Consider the following 15,591-nt stretch of genomic DNA (forward strand, 5'->3'; position numbering starts at 1 on the left):
CGGCGGCAGGGTTCCGCGGCCGCCGCGCCGGGTTCACAGGTCGGCGTCGACCTCCTCCTGGGCCCGGCGGTGCTCGCGCTGGGCGCGGCGCGCGTGCTCGCGCTCGGCGGTGCGCGCGTCCTGGGCAACGGCCGTGCGCGTCGCCGACGACAGGGCCCGCAGCTCCATGTTGATGCGGGGGTAGTCCACCAGCCGGGGCAGCGCGCCCAGGCGCGGCGTGCGCCGGTCCCGCAGCGCCGAGATCAGTTCGTCGAAGGCCAGGTCGAGCCGCTGCAGGGTGATGTGGGACGCGGTCGGGGGGTTCTCCAGGGCCAGTGCCGACAGCGCCAGGTACCCGGCGCGCTGAGCGGCCACCACGACCGGCCACAGCGGCCGGGTGGTGTTGGCGCGCGGGACGTCGCCGATCGCGCTGTCGTAGACGCCGCGCAGGCTCACCAGGGCCGAGCGCAGGTCCCGGCGGAGCCGGTAGGTGCGGGCGGGGCCGGGCTCCTCGTCGGGGTCGAGCACCGCGAGCAGCACGGTGCGGGTGGTGTCGAGCACGTCGATGATGGTCCGCGGCAGCCGCGCCGCGGAGGCGCGCCGCCACAGCAGCAGGGCGCCGGCCATCGCGGCGACCGACCCCAGCAGGGTGTCGACGATGCGCGCCTGGGCGAGCTGCTCGACCGGGTGGGGTGCGGCCGTATGGGCGAGGACGAGCGCCATCGGGGTGAGGAAGACGCTGGCGTAGAAGAAGTTGCGCGCCACCACGAGCTGGGCGACACCCATGAAGCAGGCCGCCATGGGGACGGTGGCGGCCAGCGGCAGCGGCGCGCTCAGCACCAGCGCACCGATCACCACGCCGACCAGGGTTCCCAACGCACGCTGGAGGGAGCGGTTCACCGTCAGCACGACGTTTCCGCCCTGCAGCACCGCCGTGACGGTGATCGAGATCCAGTAGAACCGCTCGATGCCCAGCGCGAGTCCGACGACCCCCGCCACGGCCACGGTGATGCCCATGCGCAGCGCGGTCGGGCGCACCAGCGATCCGGCGGTCAGGCTGGAGCGCAGCGACTGCAGCAGCGGCGGGTAGGGGGTGTCGTGCAGCGCCAGTCCGCGCCCTTCGGGCTCGTGCTCGCGGCGGCGCGCCGCTTGCGCGGCCCGGCCGAGCCGGCTGTAGAGGCGCCCTTCCAGCGAGCGGGGGCGCAGCCCCTTGCGCAGTTCGTCCAGCTCGGCTTCGTCGGGGGTGAGCTCGGGTCTGGTCACCGCGGCGGCGAGGGCGTCGGCGTAGTCCGCGGCCACGGCCGGCAGCCGGTCGGTCCGCGAAAGCGAGACGTCGGTCGCGGCCAGGTGGATGTCGGAGACCCAGCGCAGCAGAGCGCGCAGCCGCGCCGCCGGCGGGCTGTCGCGGTAGCCGCGGGTCTGGCTGAGCAGGACGATGCGCCAGGCGTTGGCGACGGCGACCGAGGCGTCGTGCTGGACGTGGTCCAGGCGCGGCGTGCCGATCGCCCGCAGCAGCAGCGCCAGCTGCCGGAACGCGTCGGCGACGGCGCGGTGCTCGGGGTGGCGGCTGCGCATCAGGCCTTCGGCCATCGAAACGGCCCACCCCACGCCCGCGCCCAGCGCGGCGACCAGCGCGTGCACCGGCACGTCGGCCGGACCGCCGGGGACGATGGTGGAGATCGCGCAGACCAGCACGAAGAACAGCGGGCCGGGCTTGTCCACGCGCAGGGCCTGGCACAGCCAGGTCACCACACCGGCGACCACCCCGATGGTCACCGCCGCCGCCCACGGGTCGAACGCGGCAAGCGAGCCGACGGCGACGCAGGCGACGAATCCGAGGCCCACCAGTGCGAGCGCGACCGACCGGTAGCGGTAGGGGGTCTCGCGCTCGTAGAGCACCGTCATCGAGCCCAAGGCGGCCAGGGTGGCCACACTCGGGTCGAACAGCAGGACGGCCAGTCCGAAGGACGACGACATCGCGACGGCGGCCTTCACGGCGATGCTCCAGGCCCAGCCTCCCGAGGAGAGCCCGAACAGTGCCGTCAGGTCGACGCGCTGGCGCGGGCGGTCGGCCACGCGGGCGCGCACACGGGTGGGCGGGTTCCAGACGGGCTCGCTCGGATTCGGATCGTCGGCCCCGCCGCTCGCCTTCGCCCCCTCGTCCTGCACGGTCCCCATGGTAAGGGGAGGCGGCGGCACCGGGGCAGAGGCGGGGTGCGCCGGGCGGACGGCGCCGCGCTCGGCGGTCCGGTACCGGGCACCGATAAGGTCAGGCCGTCGGCACCGCGCCGACGCCCCCGCCGTGCCCGCACCGGCGCCGGCCCGCCCCGCTTCGAAAGAGGACACCAGCCGTGGAGCTGTACGCAGCCGCCAAGACGGTGATCGCGCCCGCCGCCCGAGCGGCCTGGCCCCTGCACACGGAGGGCATGCACAACATTCCCGCCGAAGGGCCGGTCATCCTCGCGTCCAACCACTTGTCCAACATCGACCCGCTGTTCATCGGCGTGGCCGTGCCGCGGCAGGTGACCTTCATCGCCAAGCGGGAGCTGTTCGCCGAAGGCAACGCCGCCCAGCGCACGTTCGCGCGTGCGCTGCGCGCCATCGGCCAGCTCGCCGTCGACCGCAGCCCCGGCCAGACCTCCCAGGCGGCCATGGAGGAGAGCCGGAAGGTCCTCGGCGGGGGCGCCGCCTTCGGGATCTTCCCCGAGGGCACCCGCTCCCCCGACGGCCGCCTGTACCGCGGCCAGACCGGAATCGCCTGGCTGGCCCTGGCTTCGGGCGCACCGGTGGTGCCGTTGGCACTGGCGGGCACCGACCGGATCCTGCCGCGGGGCCGCCGCGTGCCGGCTCTGCGCCGTATCGGCATCCGGGTGGGTCCGCCCGTGGATCTGTCCCCCTGGATCGGCGAGCAGGGCAAGGCGCGCTCGCGCCGGGCGGCGACCGACGCGGTCATGGCCGCCGTCCGGGGGCTGTCGGGACAGGCGCAGGTTCCGCGCTATGCGGCCTCGGTCAAGGCCGAGCTCGACCGGGGCGGATCCTGAGCCCTTCGCCGGGCGCGCCCGCCGCGGGCAGGGGCGGCGCGCGGCTGCGGACCGGTTCCCGTCCGCGGCCGGGTCCCGATCGCGCCGGAGCGCCGCGATCCCGGCGGCTTCACCTGCGGCGCCCGGCACCGCTCCAGCTCCCCGCGTGAGGTAATCCACAGCCGCGCCCCGGCTTAGTGCGGCGCGCAGCGGTGTTGCGCCTTACGGGCCCGACGCCGCCGCTGACGTGGGCGGATACGGACCGGAACGGGCCGCACCCCCGGTGCGCGCCGCTCGGGGCAGGCTGCCTATCTTCATAGTCGGTTTAGTAGGCTTTAGACACGGAAGCAACAATGAGGTTAGCCTAACCTCGTCAAGCGTGCCCGGGTGATCGCGTCGCGGCCCCGAGCAGACGCGACTTATGGAGATGTGCCAATGACGCGACCACTGCGCGTGGGAATCGTGGGGTCCGGCCCCGCCGGTATTTACGCGGCCGACCTGCTGACCAAGGACGAGACGCTGGCAGCGTCCGGGACCCCGGTCAGTATCGACGTGCTCGACCGCCTGCCCACCCCCTACGGCCTGGTCCGCTACGGTGTGGCACCCGACCACCCGCGCATCAAGCAGATCCAGAACGCCCTGCACAAGGTGCTGGAAAAGCCCGAGATCCGCTTCGTGGGCAACGTCGAGTACGGCCGCGACCTCAAACTGGAGGACCTGCGCCGCCACTACGACGCCGTGGTCTTCGCCACCGGATCCGACCGCGACCGCCCGCTGGACGTCCCCGGCATCGACCTGCCCGGCTCCTACGGCGCCGCCGACTTCGTCTCCTGGTACGACAGCCACCCCGACGTCGACCCCGGATGGCGGGTCGACGGCACCTCCGCCGCCGTGATCGGCGCCGGCAACGTCGCCGTGGACGTGGCCCGCATGCTGGCCAAGGACGCCGACGACCTCCTCGGCACCGACATCACCGACAACGTCCACCGGTCGCTGGCCGCCAAGCACATCACCGACGTGCACGTCTTCGCGCGCCGCGGCATCGCCCAGGCCAAATTCACCCCCATGGAGCTGCGCGAGCTGGACAAGCAGCCCGGCGTGGAGGTCGTGGTCGACCCCGAGGACTTCGACCTGTGCGCGGCCAGCATGTCCGCGATCGAGGAGTCCAACCAGGTCAAGACCAACGTCAAGATCCTGCAGAACTGGGCCATCCGCGACCCGCGCGGCGAGCCGCGGCGGCTGCACCTGCACTTTCTGCACCGGCCCGCCGAAGTGGTGGGCGAGGACCGCGTGTGCGGGCTGCGCACCGAGCGCATGGAGCTCACCGGCGACGGCGACGTCCGCGGCACCGGCGAATACATCGACCACGAGGTGCAGACCGTCTACCGCGCGGTGGGCTACCTCGGATCCCCGCTGGCCGACCTCGCTTTCGACGACGAGCGCGGCGTCGTTCCCAACGACGGCGGCCGGGTACTCGACCTCGACGAGCGGCCCGTCGCCGGCGTCTACACCACCGGCTGGATCAAGCGCGGACCGGTGGGCCTCATCGGCCACACCAAGGGCGACGCGCTGGAGACCGTCACCAACCTGGTGGCCGACCGCGCGGACCTCGCGCCGGCGGCCGAGCCCGACCCCGAGGCGTTCCTGCGCCTGCTGGAGGAGCGCGGCGTGGCCCACACCAGCTGGGAGGGATGGCAGCGCCTTGAGGCCCACGAGGAGTCCCTGGGGGCGGACCGCGACCGCAAGCGGGTCAAGGTGCGCACGCGCGAGGACATGACGCGCATCGCGCGCTCCGAGGAGCCCTCCGCGGCCGAGCACGGCTGATCCGGCGCCGCACCCGCCCGATGTGACGCGGATTACCGCCGCCGATTCCCGCCCCTGCGGCACAGACGGCGATGTGATGGGTTAAGGTCGCCAGTGGTCGGTGTGGTAGCAAGTGTCCCCCGGGCCTCACCTATTGCCTTCGCGGAATACCGCGTGCGGCGCCCGCTCGCCGGGCGGCCGTACGGACTTCGGAGCCGCGTTGTGCCGCGCGCCGAGAGGCGACCGCCACACCGGCCACCCACCCTCGTCCCCGCCCCGCGCTTCTGCTCAGGAACGCGGGGCGGTGTTGTTCGGAAGGACGTGCCCCGTGGAAGACGACCGGCGCCCTTCGGGGCCGGGTGAGCCCTCCTCCGCCGCCCCGTCCGGCGAGTACGACGGCCGTTCCGGTCCCCCCGAGCCGAGCGCGGAGCCGTACAGCGCCCCTGCCCCGGAGCCGGGATCCGGCGGTCCGCCGGCCTCCGCCGCCGAGCCGCAGAAGCCCCACACTCCCGGTCCCGCTGCGCAGGCGCCGGGGTCGACCGGATGGCAGCCCGTCTCGCCCTCCTCCCCGTACACGATCCCGGCTCCCGCTCCGCAGGCGCCGGGAGCCGACGGTGCGCCCGGGCAGCCGCCGTCCGGCGCCGATCCCTTCGCCGCACCCGACGAGCACCGGCCCGCCGCCCCCGAAACCCCGCTCCACGGCAACGCCGCCACCCCCCGCGAACCGGCCCCCGACCACAACACGGCACCCGGCCACACCGGCACACCCGACGACCCCGCCGCTTCCACCGGCGGCGGACACACCCACTCCCCCCACAACCACCAGCCCCCCGCACCCGACCACAGCACCGCCCCCGAGCAGAGCACGACGCCCGGCTACGGCCACGCCACCGCGCCTCCCGGCGCCCCCGCGCGCGACACGCCCCAACCGCCTCTGAGCGCCGATCCCTTCGCCGCACCCGACGAGCACCGGCCCGCCGCCCCCGAAACCCCGCTCCACGGCAACGCCGCCACCCCCCGCGAACCGGCCCCCGACCACAACACGGCACCCGGCCACACCGGCACACCCGACGACCCCGCCGCTTCCACCGGCGGCGGACACACCCACTCCCCCCACAACCACCAGCCCCCCGCACCCGACCACAGCACCGCCCCCGAGCAGAGCACGACGCCCGGCTACGGCCACGCTCCCGGCTCCGCCGGGCAGGCCCGGCCCGCCGACGACGGATACACCCGTGCTCCCCACGGCGCCCAGGCCGCCGCATCCGAGGGGCGGGTACCCGCCTCCACCCCGGCCGGCGGCGACAGCGGGGACTACGGCGGACCCCCGGTCCCCCCGAGCTTCGAGCCCGCCTACACCGGCGGCGCCCCCGACCCGGCCGACGAGCCGCGCCGCTCGCGCACGGGCCTGATCGTCGGCGTCGTCGGCGCCGCGGTGGTCCTCGCTCTCGTCGGCGGCGGCGCCTCCTGGTACGTGCTGACCATGCCCCAGCCCGAGGACACCGTCACCTCCTACGCCCAGGCGTGGAACTCCCAGGACTACGCGGCCATGGCCGGCCTCGCCGAGGGCGGCGAGCCCGCCGAGGTCTTCGGCCGACTCGACGAGAACCTCGGCGTCGACGCGGTCCAGGTGAGCACCGGCCCGGTAGAAGAAGGCGACGGAACCGCCACCGCCGCTTTCGACGCGACCCTCGACCTGAGCAGCGCCGGCGAGTGGAGCTACTCCGGGGAGCTGCCGCTGGTGCACACCGACGGCGAGTGGAAGGTCGACTTCAGTCCCGCGGCCGTACACCCCGACCTCGGCGACGGCCAGACCCTGATGCGCACGAACCAGTGGGGCGAGCGCGGGCACGTGCTCGCCGCCGACGGCAGCCGCCTCGACGACGGCAGCGCCTCGGGGTCGGTGCAGATGATCGTAGGCGAGGTCGGCACGGCCTCCGAAGAAGACCTGGAAGACCTGGGACCGGCGTATCAGGCCGGCGACCCGGTGGGCGTCAGCGGGGCCCAGCAGTCCTACGAGGAGCGCCTGGCCGGCAAGGCGGCCACCGCCATCCGCATCGGCGAAACCGGAACCGAGTCCGCGGACCTGCCGGAGGACGCCCCCACCGTGGCGACCCTCGGCGGCTCCGACGGCACGGACGTCACCCTCAGCCTGGACCCGGCGGTGCAGGCGGCGGCCTCACAAGCGATCGTGGGACAGTCCAAGCCGACCGCGATCACGGCGGTGCGCCCGTCCACCGGCGAGGTGCTGGCTGCGGCCAACGTCCCCGGCGGATTCAACCGCGCGCTGGAGGGCCAATACCCGGCGGGGTCCATTTTCAAGATCATCTCCTACCACGCTCTGCTGAGCTCGGGCATGGGCATGGGCGCGCAGATGTCCTGCCCCGAAACCGTCGACGTGGGGGGACGCACCTACAAGAACGCGGGTGACGCCGCCTATGGGGCCCAGTCGGTCACCGAGGCCTTCGCCACGTCGTGCAACACAGCCCTGGTGCAGGAGGTCGCCGACCGCCTCGACGGGGCGTCGCTGCTGGACAGCGCCGAACGCTTCGGGTTCAACACCGGGTTCGCGAGCGGGATCGACGTCTTCAAGCCCTCGCTCCCCCAGCCCGACAGCGTCAGCCTGCTCACCGCCTCCAGCATCGGCCAGGGCCAAGTGCTCACGTCGCCGCTGCATCTGGCGTCGCTGCCCGCGGCGGTGGCCGACGGGTCGTGGCGGGCGCCGCTTCTGGTGACCGACCCCGCGCCGGCCGAGCGGCCCGAGCCCCGGCCGCTCGACAACGCCCAGAGCCTGCGCGACATGACACGCGCCGTCGTCACCGAGGGCACCGCCCAGAACGTCGGGTTCACCGGCGAGGTCCACGGCAAAAGCGGCACCGCCGAGTACGGCACGGCCGAGGAGGGCGAAGAGCTGCCCGCCCACGGGTGGTTCGTCGGTTACGAGGACGACGTTGCCTTCGCCGTGGTCGTGGAGGACGGCGACAGCGGCTCGGGGGCGGCGGCGCCGCTGGCGAAGGCGTTCCTCGACGCGCTGTGATCCCACGTGCGCACCGGAGCCGCCGGTACGCGGCTCCGGGCGCGGGCACCGTCCCGCAGCGGCCCCTCAGCCGCCTCCCGCACCGGGCACGCCCTGGCCCGCGGGAGACGACGCCGGGGCGGCGGGTTCGGTGCCCTGCACCGGGGCGCTGAAGTAGATCCCGGCCAGCAGGGCGCACAGCACCAGGGCTCCCGCGCCGATCAGCAGCAGCAGGACGCCGCGCCCCGGCCGGTCCTCCTCGTCGTCGGACGGGTCGTCGATTCCGAAACCCTTCAGGTGCTCGTCGAGGTCGGGATCGTCCTCGGCCAGCGCCTGCTCGATCTCGGCGAGGATCCGCCGCTCGTTCTCACGCAGTGACACCGCACCCTCCTCGCCGCTGACGGGCCGGGCGGCCGCCGGTCGCGCGCAACGGCCGCCGCTCTTCACAGGTTTCTAACCGCGCGGACGCCGAACACGCATCGGCGCGCCGAATTCGTAGCCGAATACGAGGTCCCGGGGCCGGCGGCCGCCGCCCGGCGCCTGCGCGGTGCGGCCGGGCGCGGCACGGGACGTCCGGGCAGGCCCGATCAGCCCGGCGAGACCCGGGCCGCCGGACCGGGACCGCTCTCGGCGCGGTAGTCGTCCAGCACCGTCACGTGGTAGCGGACCGGTCCGTCGGCAGGGGCGTCGTCGGTGAAGGCGGGCCCGTCGCCGCCCGCTCCGGTGGTTCCGATCAGGTGGTCGGCGTCGGCCAGGTCGCAGGGGTCGCCGCCGTCGCCGGGCACCCGGTAGACGGCGTAGAAGCGGGCGCCGTCGACCGGGGTCCAGGCGAGGTCCACCCGGCCGGGCCCGACCCGCTCGGCGGTCAGCTCCGAGACCGGATCGGGCGCCTCTCCGGCCGAGTCGGAGGCGGGTGGCAGCGCCGGCCGCGTGTAGTGCGCGTCGCCGACGGCGGCCATGGCCTCCGCGGCGCGGCCGGTCGCGGTCAGGTCGCTGATGGAGAAGTACACGTCGCCGCCGACCTCGCCGTGCTCGGCGTTGACGTCGAGCTGGCGGGAGAGCGCGTCCGCGCCGCGGAAGCCCTCGTCGCCGACGCGGTAGGCGGCCTGGCCGATGTAGAGGTCGACGCCGGTTCCGGCGACCTGCTCGGACCACCAGGGCACGAGCTCGGCGTAGTCGGCGGTGTCGAAGCCGCGCTGCCAGTAGAGCTGGGGGACGATGTAGTCGACCGTGCCCTCCTCGATCCAGGTGAGGGTGTCTGCGTACTGGGCGCTGTAGGACTCCAGCCCGGCGGTGTCGGACCCGGCGGGGTCGCTGTCGGCGTTGCGCCAGATACCGAAGGGGGAGATCCCGAAGCGCACCCAGGGACGGGTCTGCTGGATGCGCTCGTGGATACCGGCGACGAGGGCGTCGACGTTGTGGCGCCGCCAGTCGGCGCGGCTGTCGAAGTCGCCGCCGTGCTCGCGGAAGCTGCTGTCGTCGTCGAACTCTTCGCCGTCGCCGGGGTAGGGGTAGAAGTAGTCGTCGAAGTGCACGCCGTCGACGTCGTAGCGCTCGACCACGTCGAGCACGACGTCGGTGACCCAGGCGCGCACGTCGGGGTTGCCGGGGTCCAGGTAGCCCTCGTCGCCGTACTCGACGAGCCAATCGGGGTGCTGCCTGGCGGGGTGCTCGGGGGCGAGGTTCTCCAGGTCGGGGTCCTTCCACCCGACCCGGTAGGGGTTGAACCAGGCATGCAGCTCAAGGCCGCGCCGATGGGCCTGCTCGACGGCGTAGGCCAGCGGGTCGTAGCCGGGGTCGCCGCCCTGCTCGCCGGTGAGGTAGCGCGCCCAGGGCTCCTTTTCGGAGGCGTAGAGGGCGTCGGCGGTGGGGCGCACGTGCAGAAACACGCTGTTGAGGCCCAGCCCGGCGGCGCGGTCGAGCAGGTCGTCCAGTTCGCTCTGCTGTTCCCGGGCGTCGAGGCCGGGTTCGGAGGGCCAGTCGATGTTGCGGACAGTGGTGAACCACGCGCCGCGCATCTGCCGCTTGGGGGCGGCGGGGTCGGTGTCGCACTGGCCGGGGGCGGGCATGGCGGCGTGCGTTCGGGGATCGTCGGCACCGTCTCCGGATCCGGGGTCCGACCACGGGACGCAGGCTCCCAGCAGCGGCGCTGTCGCGGCCATGGCCGCGACACTCAGCAGCAACCGTCGCATTTGTCGGTTTACCTCCCCGTCACTCCCTTTTTATGCAGTGCAGACAAGAATACGGGGGCGCGGTGGCCTGTGGGTCCGTTCCGGATGAACACGGCCGTGCCGGTTCGCACCGCACCCGCGGGACGGCACGGGTGAAACCGGCCGCAGCGCCGAGGCGACGCCGCACCCCGGTCGGGGCAGGGCGTGCCGGCTTTTAGGATGATCGGTTGTGACCGCCGCCCTGGATGAGCTGCCGCCCCTGAACGTGCGCACCGTGCCGCTGGACGCGGCGCCCGATCTGATCGCGCACCTGCCGCCGACCGCCCCGACGGCCTGGCTGCGCGGCGGCGAAGGCCTGGTCGGCTGGGGCGAAGCGGTTCGCGTGGAATTGGCCGCCGAAGAGGCGCCGCGGGGCACCGGGCGCTTCTCGACGGCGTCGGCGGCCCTGGAGCGGTTGGCGGCCGGAGCCGGAACCGGCGACGCGGTGGGACTTCCCGGAACCGGCCTGGTCGCCTTCGGCGGTTTCTCGTTCGACGCCCGCTCGCCGGGATCGGTGCTCGTCGTGCCGCGTGTGGTCGTAGGCCGCCGGTGGGGGCGCTCCTGGCTCACCACCATCGCCCCCGCCGGCGAACCGCCTCCCGACACCGGCGGCGCCGCGCCGCCCCCCGCGCCCGTGGGTCCACTGACGTGGCGCACCGGATCGCTCTCCGCCGGCGCGTGGCGGGATGCGGTGGGTGCGGCCGTCGAGCGCATCCGCGCCGGGCAGCTGGACAAGGTGGTCATGGCCCGCGACGTCGTCGCCGAGGCCCGCAGCGGCATCGACCCCCGGACGCTGCTGACGCGGCTGGGCCGCGACTACCCCGACTGCTACACCTTCGCGGTGGACGGCATGGTCGGCGCCACCCCGGAGCTGCTGCTGCGCCGCCACGGCGACGAGGTCGCCTCGCTCGTGCTGGCCGGAACCCGCCCGCGCGGCGCCACGCCCGAGGAGGACGCGCGCCTGGCGGACGAGCTCGAATCCTCGGCCAAGGACCGCGAGGAGCACCGCTACGCCATCGACTCGCTGCGTGCCACACTCGCACCGCTGTGCGCCACGGTCGAGGCGCCCGAACGGCCCGGCCTGCTGCGGCTGGCCAACGTCCAGCACCTGGCCTCCCGCGCCCGCGCCCGACTGCGGCCGGGCGCCTCGACCCTGGACGTGGTGGCGGCCATGCACCCCACAGCGGCCGTCGGCGGCACCCCCACGACCGCGGCCATGGAGCTGATCGGCGATCTGGAGGGCATGGACCGCGGCCGCTACGCCGGCCCGGTGGGCTGGATCGACGGTTCCGGAAACGGCGAGTGGGCCATCGCTCTGCGCTGCGCCCACGTGCGCGGCCCGCGCGCCCGGCTGTTCGCCGGCTGCGGCATCGTCGCCGGCTCCGACCCCGACGCCGAGGTGGCCGAAGCCGACGCGAAACTGCGGGTCATGCGCGAAGCCCTGACCGACTGAGCCGGAAGGTCCACGACCCGGCCGGGCGCCCGGCGCGCCCCGCCGCCGGGTCCCGCTGCAACGGCGCCGTTCTAGTCCACGGCCTCGAAGTCGGCGAAGTCGAATCCCGGTGACACGAAGCAGCTGACCAGTACCTCCCGCGCGGTCAGCGGGCGGGCGGCCTGCCAGGTGCCGGCGGGAACCAGGCCCTGCAGCCGCCGGCCGTCCTCCAGGTCGGGGCCCAGGATCAGGCGCGCCTCCTCCTCGGGGCGCTCGCCGACGCCGCCCAGGGCCAGTTCCAGCGGCCCCCCGCGGTTGAAGACCCACATCTCGTCGGAGCGGACCCGGTGCCAGCGCGAGTACTCTCCCGGATTGAGCAGGAAGTGGATACCGGTCGCGGTGGAGCGTTCGCCGGGATAGCCCTCGGGGCGCACCGCCGCGCCGGCCGTCCACGTCTGGCGGTACCAGCCGCCTTCGGGGTGGGGCAGCAGATCGAGCAGCTCGGCTGTGGAACCGCGCTCCTCGACCGAGACGAACACGCCTCCGGGGTCGCGGCGCAGGTAGCGCACGCCCGCCACCGCAGCGCGGGGGACGGGCCCGTAGATGTGCGGGAACCGGGCGTCGTCGGCCACGCCCGGGGGCGGGGCCGGCTCCGCGGCCTCCCACCGCACCTCGGCGTCGAGCAGTTCGGTGTCGACGATGAGCACGAGCTGGGGTTCGGCGGCGTCGGCGTAGACGGCGTTGGCGACGGCCAGCACGGTGGCGTCGTCCGGCGAGGCGTGCACGAAGCCCTCGCTGCGCAACGACGCGGGCGCGACGGGCCCGTCGCCGTCGCGCCAGGTGCTGATGCCGGTGATATGGCGCAGATACCGCATAATCCGCAAAGCTAGCAGCAGCGCGCCGCCTGCCGCGCCCGGGCCCCGGCCGCTCAGTCCTGCAGGGCGGCGTCGACCGCCCGCTGCACGGTGCGGCGCAGCGCCGCGGAATCGGTCCGCCGGGTGCTCACTTCGACCACCCGCAGCCCTTCGCCGAGCAGCGCCTTAGGCAGATCGGAGGCCCATTCCAGACGGGTGTAGGGCACGTCGGCCATCTGGGCGATCCGCTCCATCGAGACGCCGTGGGGGGTGCCGAACAGCCGCTCGAAGCGGGGGTGGCCCGCCTGCTCCAGGCCGGAGAAGATCCCGCCCCCGTCGTTGTTCACCGCCACCACCGCCAGGTCCGGGCGGGGCTCGCCGGGGCCCAGCACCAGCCCGTTCTGGTCGTGCAGCATCGCCAGGTCGCCCAGCAGCGCGTAGGCGCCGCCCCCGCCTGCGCTGCTGTGGGCCAGTGCGGCGCCGACGGCCGCCGACACCGTGCCGTCGATGCCGCTGGCTCCGCGGTTGCCGAGGATGCGCGCACCGCAGCGGGCGCTCATCGCGGAGTCCAGATCGCGGATGGGCATGCTCGATCCGGCGAACAGCAGCGAACCGTTCGGGGCGTGGCCCGCGAGGTCGCGGGCGAGGCGGACTTCGCTGAGCGCCTCGTCGGCGTCGAGGACCGCGTCGATCGCGGCGCGCGCCCGCTTCTCGGCCTCCTGCCAGGAGCGCGCCCACGGCGTGTCGGGCCGGGCGCCGGCGGGGGCGGACACGGCCGGAACGACGTCGGTGGCGGTACGCACGGGGTCGGCGAACGAGCACGGGGCGCCGACCGCGATGTGGCGCTGCGCGCGGCCCAGGTAGGACAGCAGTTGGCGGGAGAGCCCGGGCCGGCCCGCGGTGACGACGAGCTCGGGCTCGTGCTCGGCCACGAACCGCGGCGAGGCCAGGAGATGGCGGTAGGCCGAGACCGCCTCGCCGCGGCGCGCGTTGGACGTGGGTTCGGCCAGCAGCGGCCATCCGGTCTCGGCGGCCAGCGCCAGCAGAGGGATCGGGTCGTAGTCGCCGTCGCCGCAGACCACCACCCCGCGCTCCACCGGCGGAAGCTCGACCGGTGCCGGCTCACCGGGGCCGCGGCGGAACTCGATCCACGGGCCGCCGCCCGCGCGCCCGCCCAGCCGGTCGGGCCAGTCGCCGGCCTCCAGGAGCGGGGCGGCGCTCTCGGCCGCGTCCGGCGCGTCGCCGGGGTCGGGCAGCGGCGTCTCGGGCACCAGGGGATCGCGGAAGGCGAGGTTGAGGTGCACGGGGCCGGGGCGGTCGGCGCCTTCGGCTGCGCCCCAGGCCCGGCACGCCAGCGACCGCCAGTAGGCCGCCATGCCCGGAACCCGATCGGGGGTGCCCACCTCGGTGAACATCCGTACCGCGGAACCGAACAGACCGATCTGGTCGACGGTCTGGTTGGCGCCGGTGCCGCGCAGCTCCGGCGGACGGTCGGCGGTGAGCACCAGCAGCGGAACACTGCTCTCGTCGGCTTCCAGCACCGCGGGGTGGAAGTTGGCCGCGGCGGTCCCCGACGTGCACACCAGGGCGGCCGGGCGGCGCTGGACGCGGGCCAGGCCCGCCGCGAGGTAGGAAGCCGACCGCTCGTCGACGCGGACGTGCACCCGGATGTCCGGGTGGCCGGCCAGGGCCAGCGCCAGGGGCGTGGAGCGCGACCCCGGCGCGACGACGGCCTCGGACAGCCCGCACCGGGCCAGTTCGTCGACGAGGACGCGCGCCAGAGCGGTAGACGGGTTCATGCGGTGTCTCTCAGTTCGTCAGGTGTGTCCATCTGCCGGCCCGTCAGCGGCCCCGGCCCCTCTCGGTGTCCCGCCGCCGCTCCCGCCGCCTCGGCGGCGGGAACCGCCGTTCGGCGCTCGGGTCCCGCCGGCGCCCGGCGGAACGGGACGTAGCGCCCGCGGCCTCCGGTCCCCGCACTGCAACGGATCGCGGCGCGGGATCCGTCCCCGCCGGCGGACGGATCCCGCGAGTGTGACCGGAATCGCCGTGTTCTCGGCGGCCGGAGCCGGCTGTTCGCACCGGGGCGCGCCCTCCCCCTCTCCGACGAACGCGGCGCGACCTGCTCACCGAAAGGCGTACCCGATCTCACGCGTTCCACCGGCGGATGCCCAAGGCTCGGTCAACCGCCGCTCGCTCCCCGGTCGGCCTCCGGGGCGGCGCGCCCGGCGCGGCGGGCCGCTTCGGCCCGCTCCAGCCACGGGGCCGCGTCGGCCTCGACGGCGGCGATCCGGTCGGCGTCCACGCCGGGGCGGCGCACCGCAACCGTGCCCCCGCGCGCGAGCAGGGGGGCGGCGGTCACGTCGTCCTCCAGCAGGTGCATCGTCGCCAGCCCGCAGGCATAGGGCAGGGCGGGCAGGGCGGCGGCCAGCGCGACGCCGGCGGCCAGCCCCACTGAGGTCTCCACGGCGCTGGAGACCACCACGGGAAGCCCGCAGGCCTCGGCGACCTCCAGCGCGGCGCGCACCCCGCCCAAGGGCTGCACCTTCACCACGACGATGTCGGCGGCGCCGGCGGCACGCACACGCAGCGGATCCTCGGCGCGCCGGATCGACTCGTCGGCGGCGACGGGAACCGCGGTGCGGCGGCGCACCTGCGCCAACTCCTCCAGCGTGGCGCAGGGCTGCTCGACGTACTCCAGATCGAAGCGCTCCAGAGCGGCCAGCATCCGCACCGCGGTGTCGGGGCTCCACGCACCGTTGGCGTCGATGCGCACCCGCCCGCGGGGACCGATGGCGCTGCGCACGGCCTCCACCCGGGCGATGTCGTCGGCGGGCCCCTGCCCGGCCTCGGCGACCTTGACCTTGGCCGTGGAGCACCCGCCCTCGGCCACGATGCGGGCCGCCCGCTCCGGATCCACGGCGGGCACGGTGACGTTGACCGGGACCCGGTCGCGCACAGGAGCGGGCCATCCCTCGTCGGCGGCCTCGCGGCAGGACGCCCACCAGCGGGCGCACTCGCTCGGGCCGTACTCGGGGAAGGGCGAGAATTCGCCCCAGCCCGCGGGGCCGCGCACCAGCAGGCCTTCGCGCACGTCGAGCCCGCGGAAGCGCGTGCGCATCGGTATAGCGAACGCACGCGCCTCGGCCGTGCCGCTCCGGCCGCCCAAGCTGGCCAATCCGCCTCCCGCGGGGTGTGGTCCTGCTGCGGTGCGCCGGCCCGGCCCGGGGCCCGCACACGGCCCGCCGCGCCCGGCGGCGGGCCCGGTGGCCGCGACCGC

10 protein-coding genes are annotated in these 15,591 nt (G+C 74.8%); 4 read left to right on the plus strand and 6 right to left on the minus strand.

The annotated features are described in order from the left end of the window. Window positions 1–33 precede the first annotated feature (33 nt). Window positions 34–2,157 carry an FUSC family protein gene (locus tag HNR25_RS24050; protein WP_184640152.1) on the minus strand — a complete coding sequence of 708 codons (2,124 nt, stop codon included), beginning with the start codon at window positions 2,155–2,157 and terminating at the stop codon, window positions 34–36. A gap of 173 nt (window positions 2,158–2,330) precedes the next feature. On the opposite strand from HNR25_RS24050, the gene HNR25_RS24055 reads away from it, so the two are divergent. The 3 genes from HNR25_RS24055 to HNR25_RS26970 all read left to right on the plus strand — a co-directional run bounded on the left by HNR25_RS24055 (window position 2,331) and on the right by HNR25_RS26970 (window position 7,839). Continuing rightward, window positions 2,331–3,020: a lysophospholipid acyltransferase family protein gene (locus tag HNR25_RS24055; RefSeq protein WP_184640154.1), complete on the plus strand. Its 690-nt coding sequence runs from the start codon at window positions 2,331–2,333 to the stop codon at window positions 3,018–3,020. A 432-nt stretch (window positions 3,021–3,452) separates the two neighbouring features. Then, entirely contained in the window at window positions 3,453–4,823 is a 1,371-nt protein-coding gene (locus HNR25_RS24060; RefSeq protein ID WP_184640579.1) for an FAD-dependent oxidoreductase, read from the plus strand. A 307-nt stretch (window positions 4,824–5,130) separates the two neighbouring features. Continuing rightward, window positions 5,131–7,839: a penicillin-binding transpeptidase domain-containing protein gene (locus tag HNR25_RS26970; protein ID WP_184640156.1), complete on the plus strand. Its 2,709-nt coding sequence runs from the start codon at window positions 5,131–5,133 to the stop codon at window positions 7,837–7,839. A 66-nt stretch (window positions 7,840–7,905) separates the two neighbouring features. Here HNR25_RS26970 and HNR25_RS24070 read toward each other — a convergent pair whose 3' ends face one another. After that, on the minus strand, window positions 7,906–8,199 hold the full coding sequence (locus HNR25_RS24070; protein ID WP_184640158.1) for a DUF3040 domain-containing protein: 294 nt from the start codon (window positions 8,197–8,199) through the stop codon (window positions 7,906–7,908). A gap of 206 nt (window positions 8,200–8,405) precedes the next feature. Beyond that, entirely contained in the window at window positions 8,406–10,010 is a 1,605-nt protein-coding gene (locus HNR25_RS24075) for a glycoside hydrolase family 10-like protein (protein WP_184640160.1), read from the minus strand. Window positions 10,011–10,218: 208 nt separating this feature from the next. Here HNR25_RS24075 and HNR25_RS24080 point away from each other — a divergent pair, with 208 nt between their 5' ends. Further along, the gene (locus tag HNR25_RS24080; RefSeq protein ID WP_184640162.1) at window positions 10,219–11,481 is read left to right on the plus strand and encodes an isochorismate synthase; all 1,263 of its coding nucleotides are present in this window, start codon (window positions 10,219–10,221) and stop codon (window positions 11,479–11,481) included. Between the two features lie 71 nt (window positions 11,482–11,552). Here HNR25_RS24080 and HNR25_RS24085 read toward each other — a convergent pair whose 3' ends face one another. The 3 genes from HNR25_RS24085 to HNR25_RS24095 all read right to left on the minus strand — a co-directional run bounded on the left by HNR25_RS24085 (window position 11,553) and on the right by HNR25_RS24095 (window position 15,489). Next, on the minus strand, window positions 11,553–12,335 hold the full coding sequence (locus HNR25_RS24085) for a cupin domain-containing protein (RefSeq protein WP_184640164.1): 783 nt from the start codon (window positions 12,333–12,335) through the stop codon (window positions 11,553–11,555). A gap of 53 nt (window positions 12,336–12,388) precedes the next feature. Next, window positions 12,389–14,113 carry a 2-succinyl-5-enolpyruvyl-6-hydroxy-3-cyclohexene-1-carboxylic-acid synthase gene (gene menD / locus HNR25_RS24090; RefSeq protein ID WP_184640166.1) on the minus strand — a complete coding sequence of 575 codons (1,725 nt, stop codon included), beginning with the start codon at window positions 14,111–14,113 and terminating at the stop codon, window positions 12,389–12,391. A gap of 380 nt (window positions 14,114–14,493) precedes the next feature. Beyond that, complete coding sequence (locus HNR25_RS24095; protein ID WP_376767560.1) at window positions 14,494–15,489, minus strand: o-succinylbenzoate synthase; 996 nt, start codon at window positions 15,487–15,489, stop codon at window positions 14,494–14,496. Between the last annotated feature and the right edge of the window lie 102 nt (window positions 15,490–15,591).

This window comes from Streptomonospora salina (assembly GCF_014204715.1).
GTDB lineage: Bacteria > Actinomycetota > Actinomycetes > Streptosporangiales > Streptosporangiaceae > Streptomonospora > Streptomonospora salina.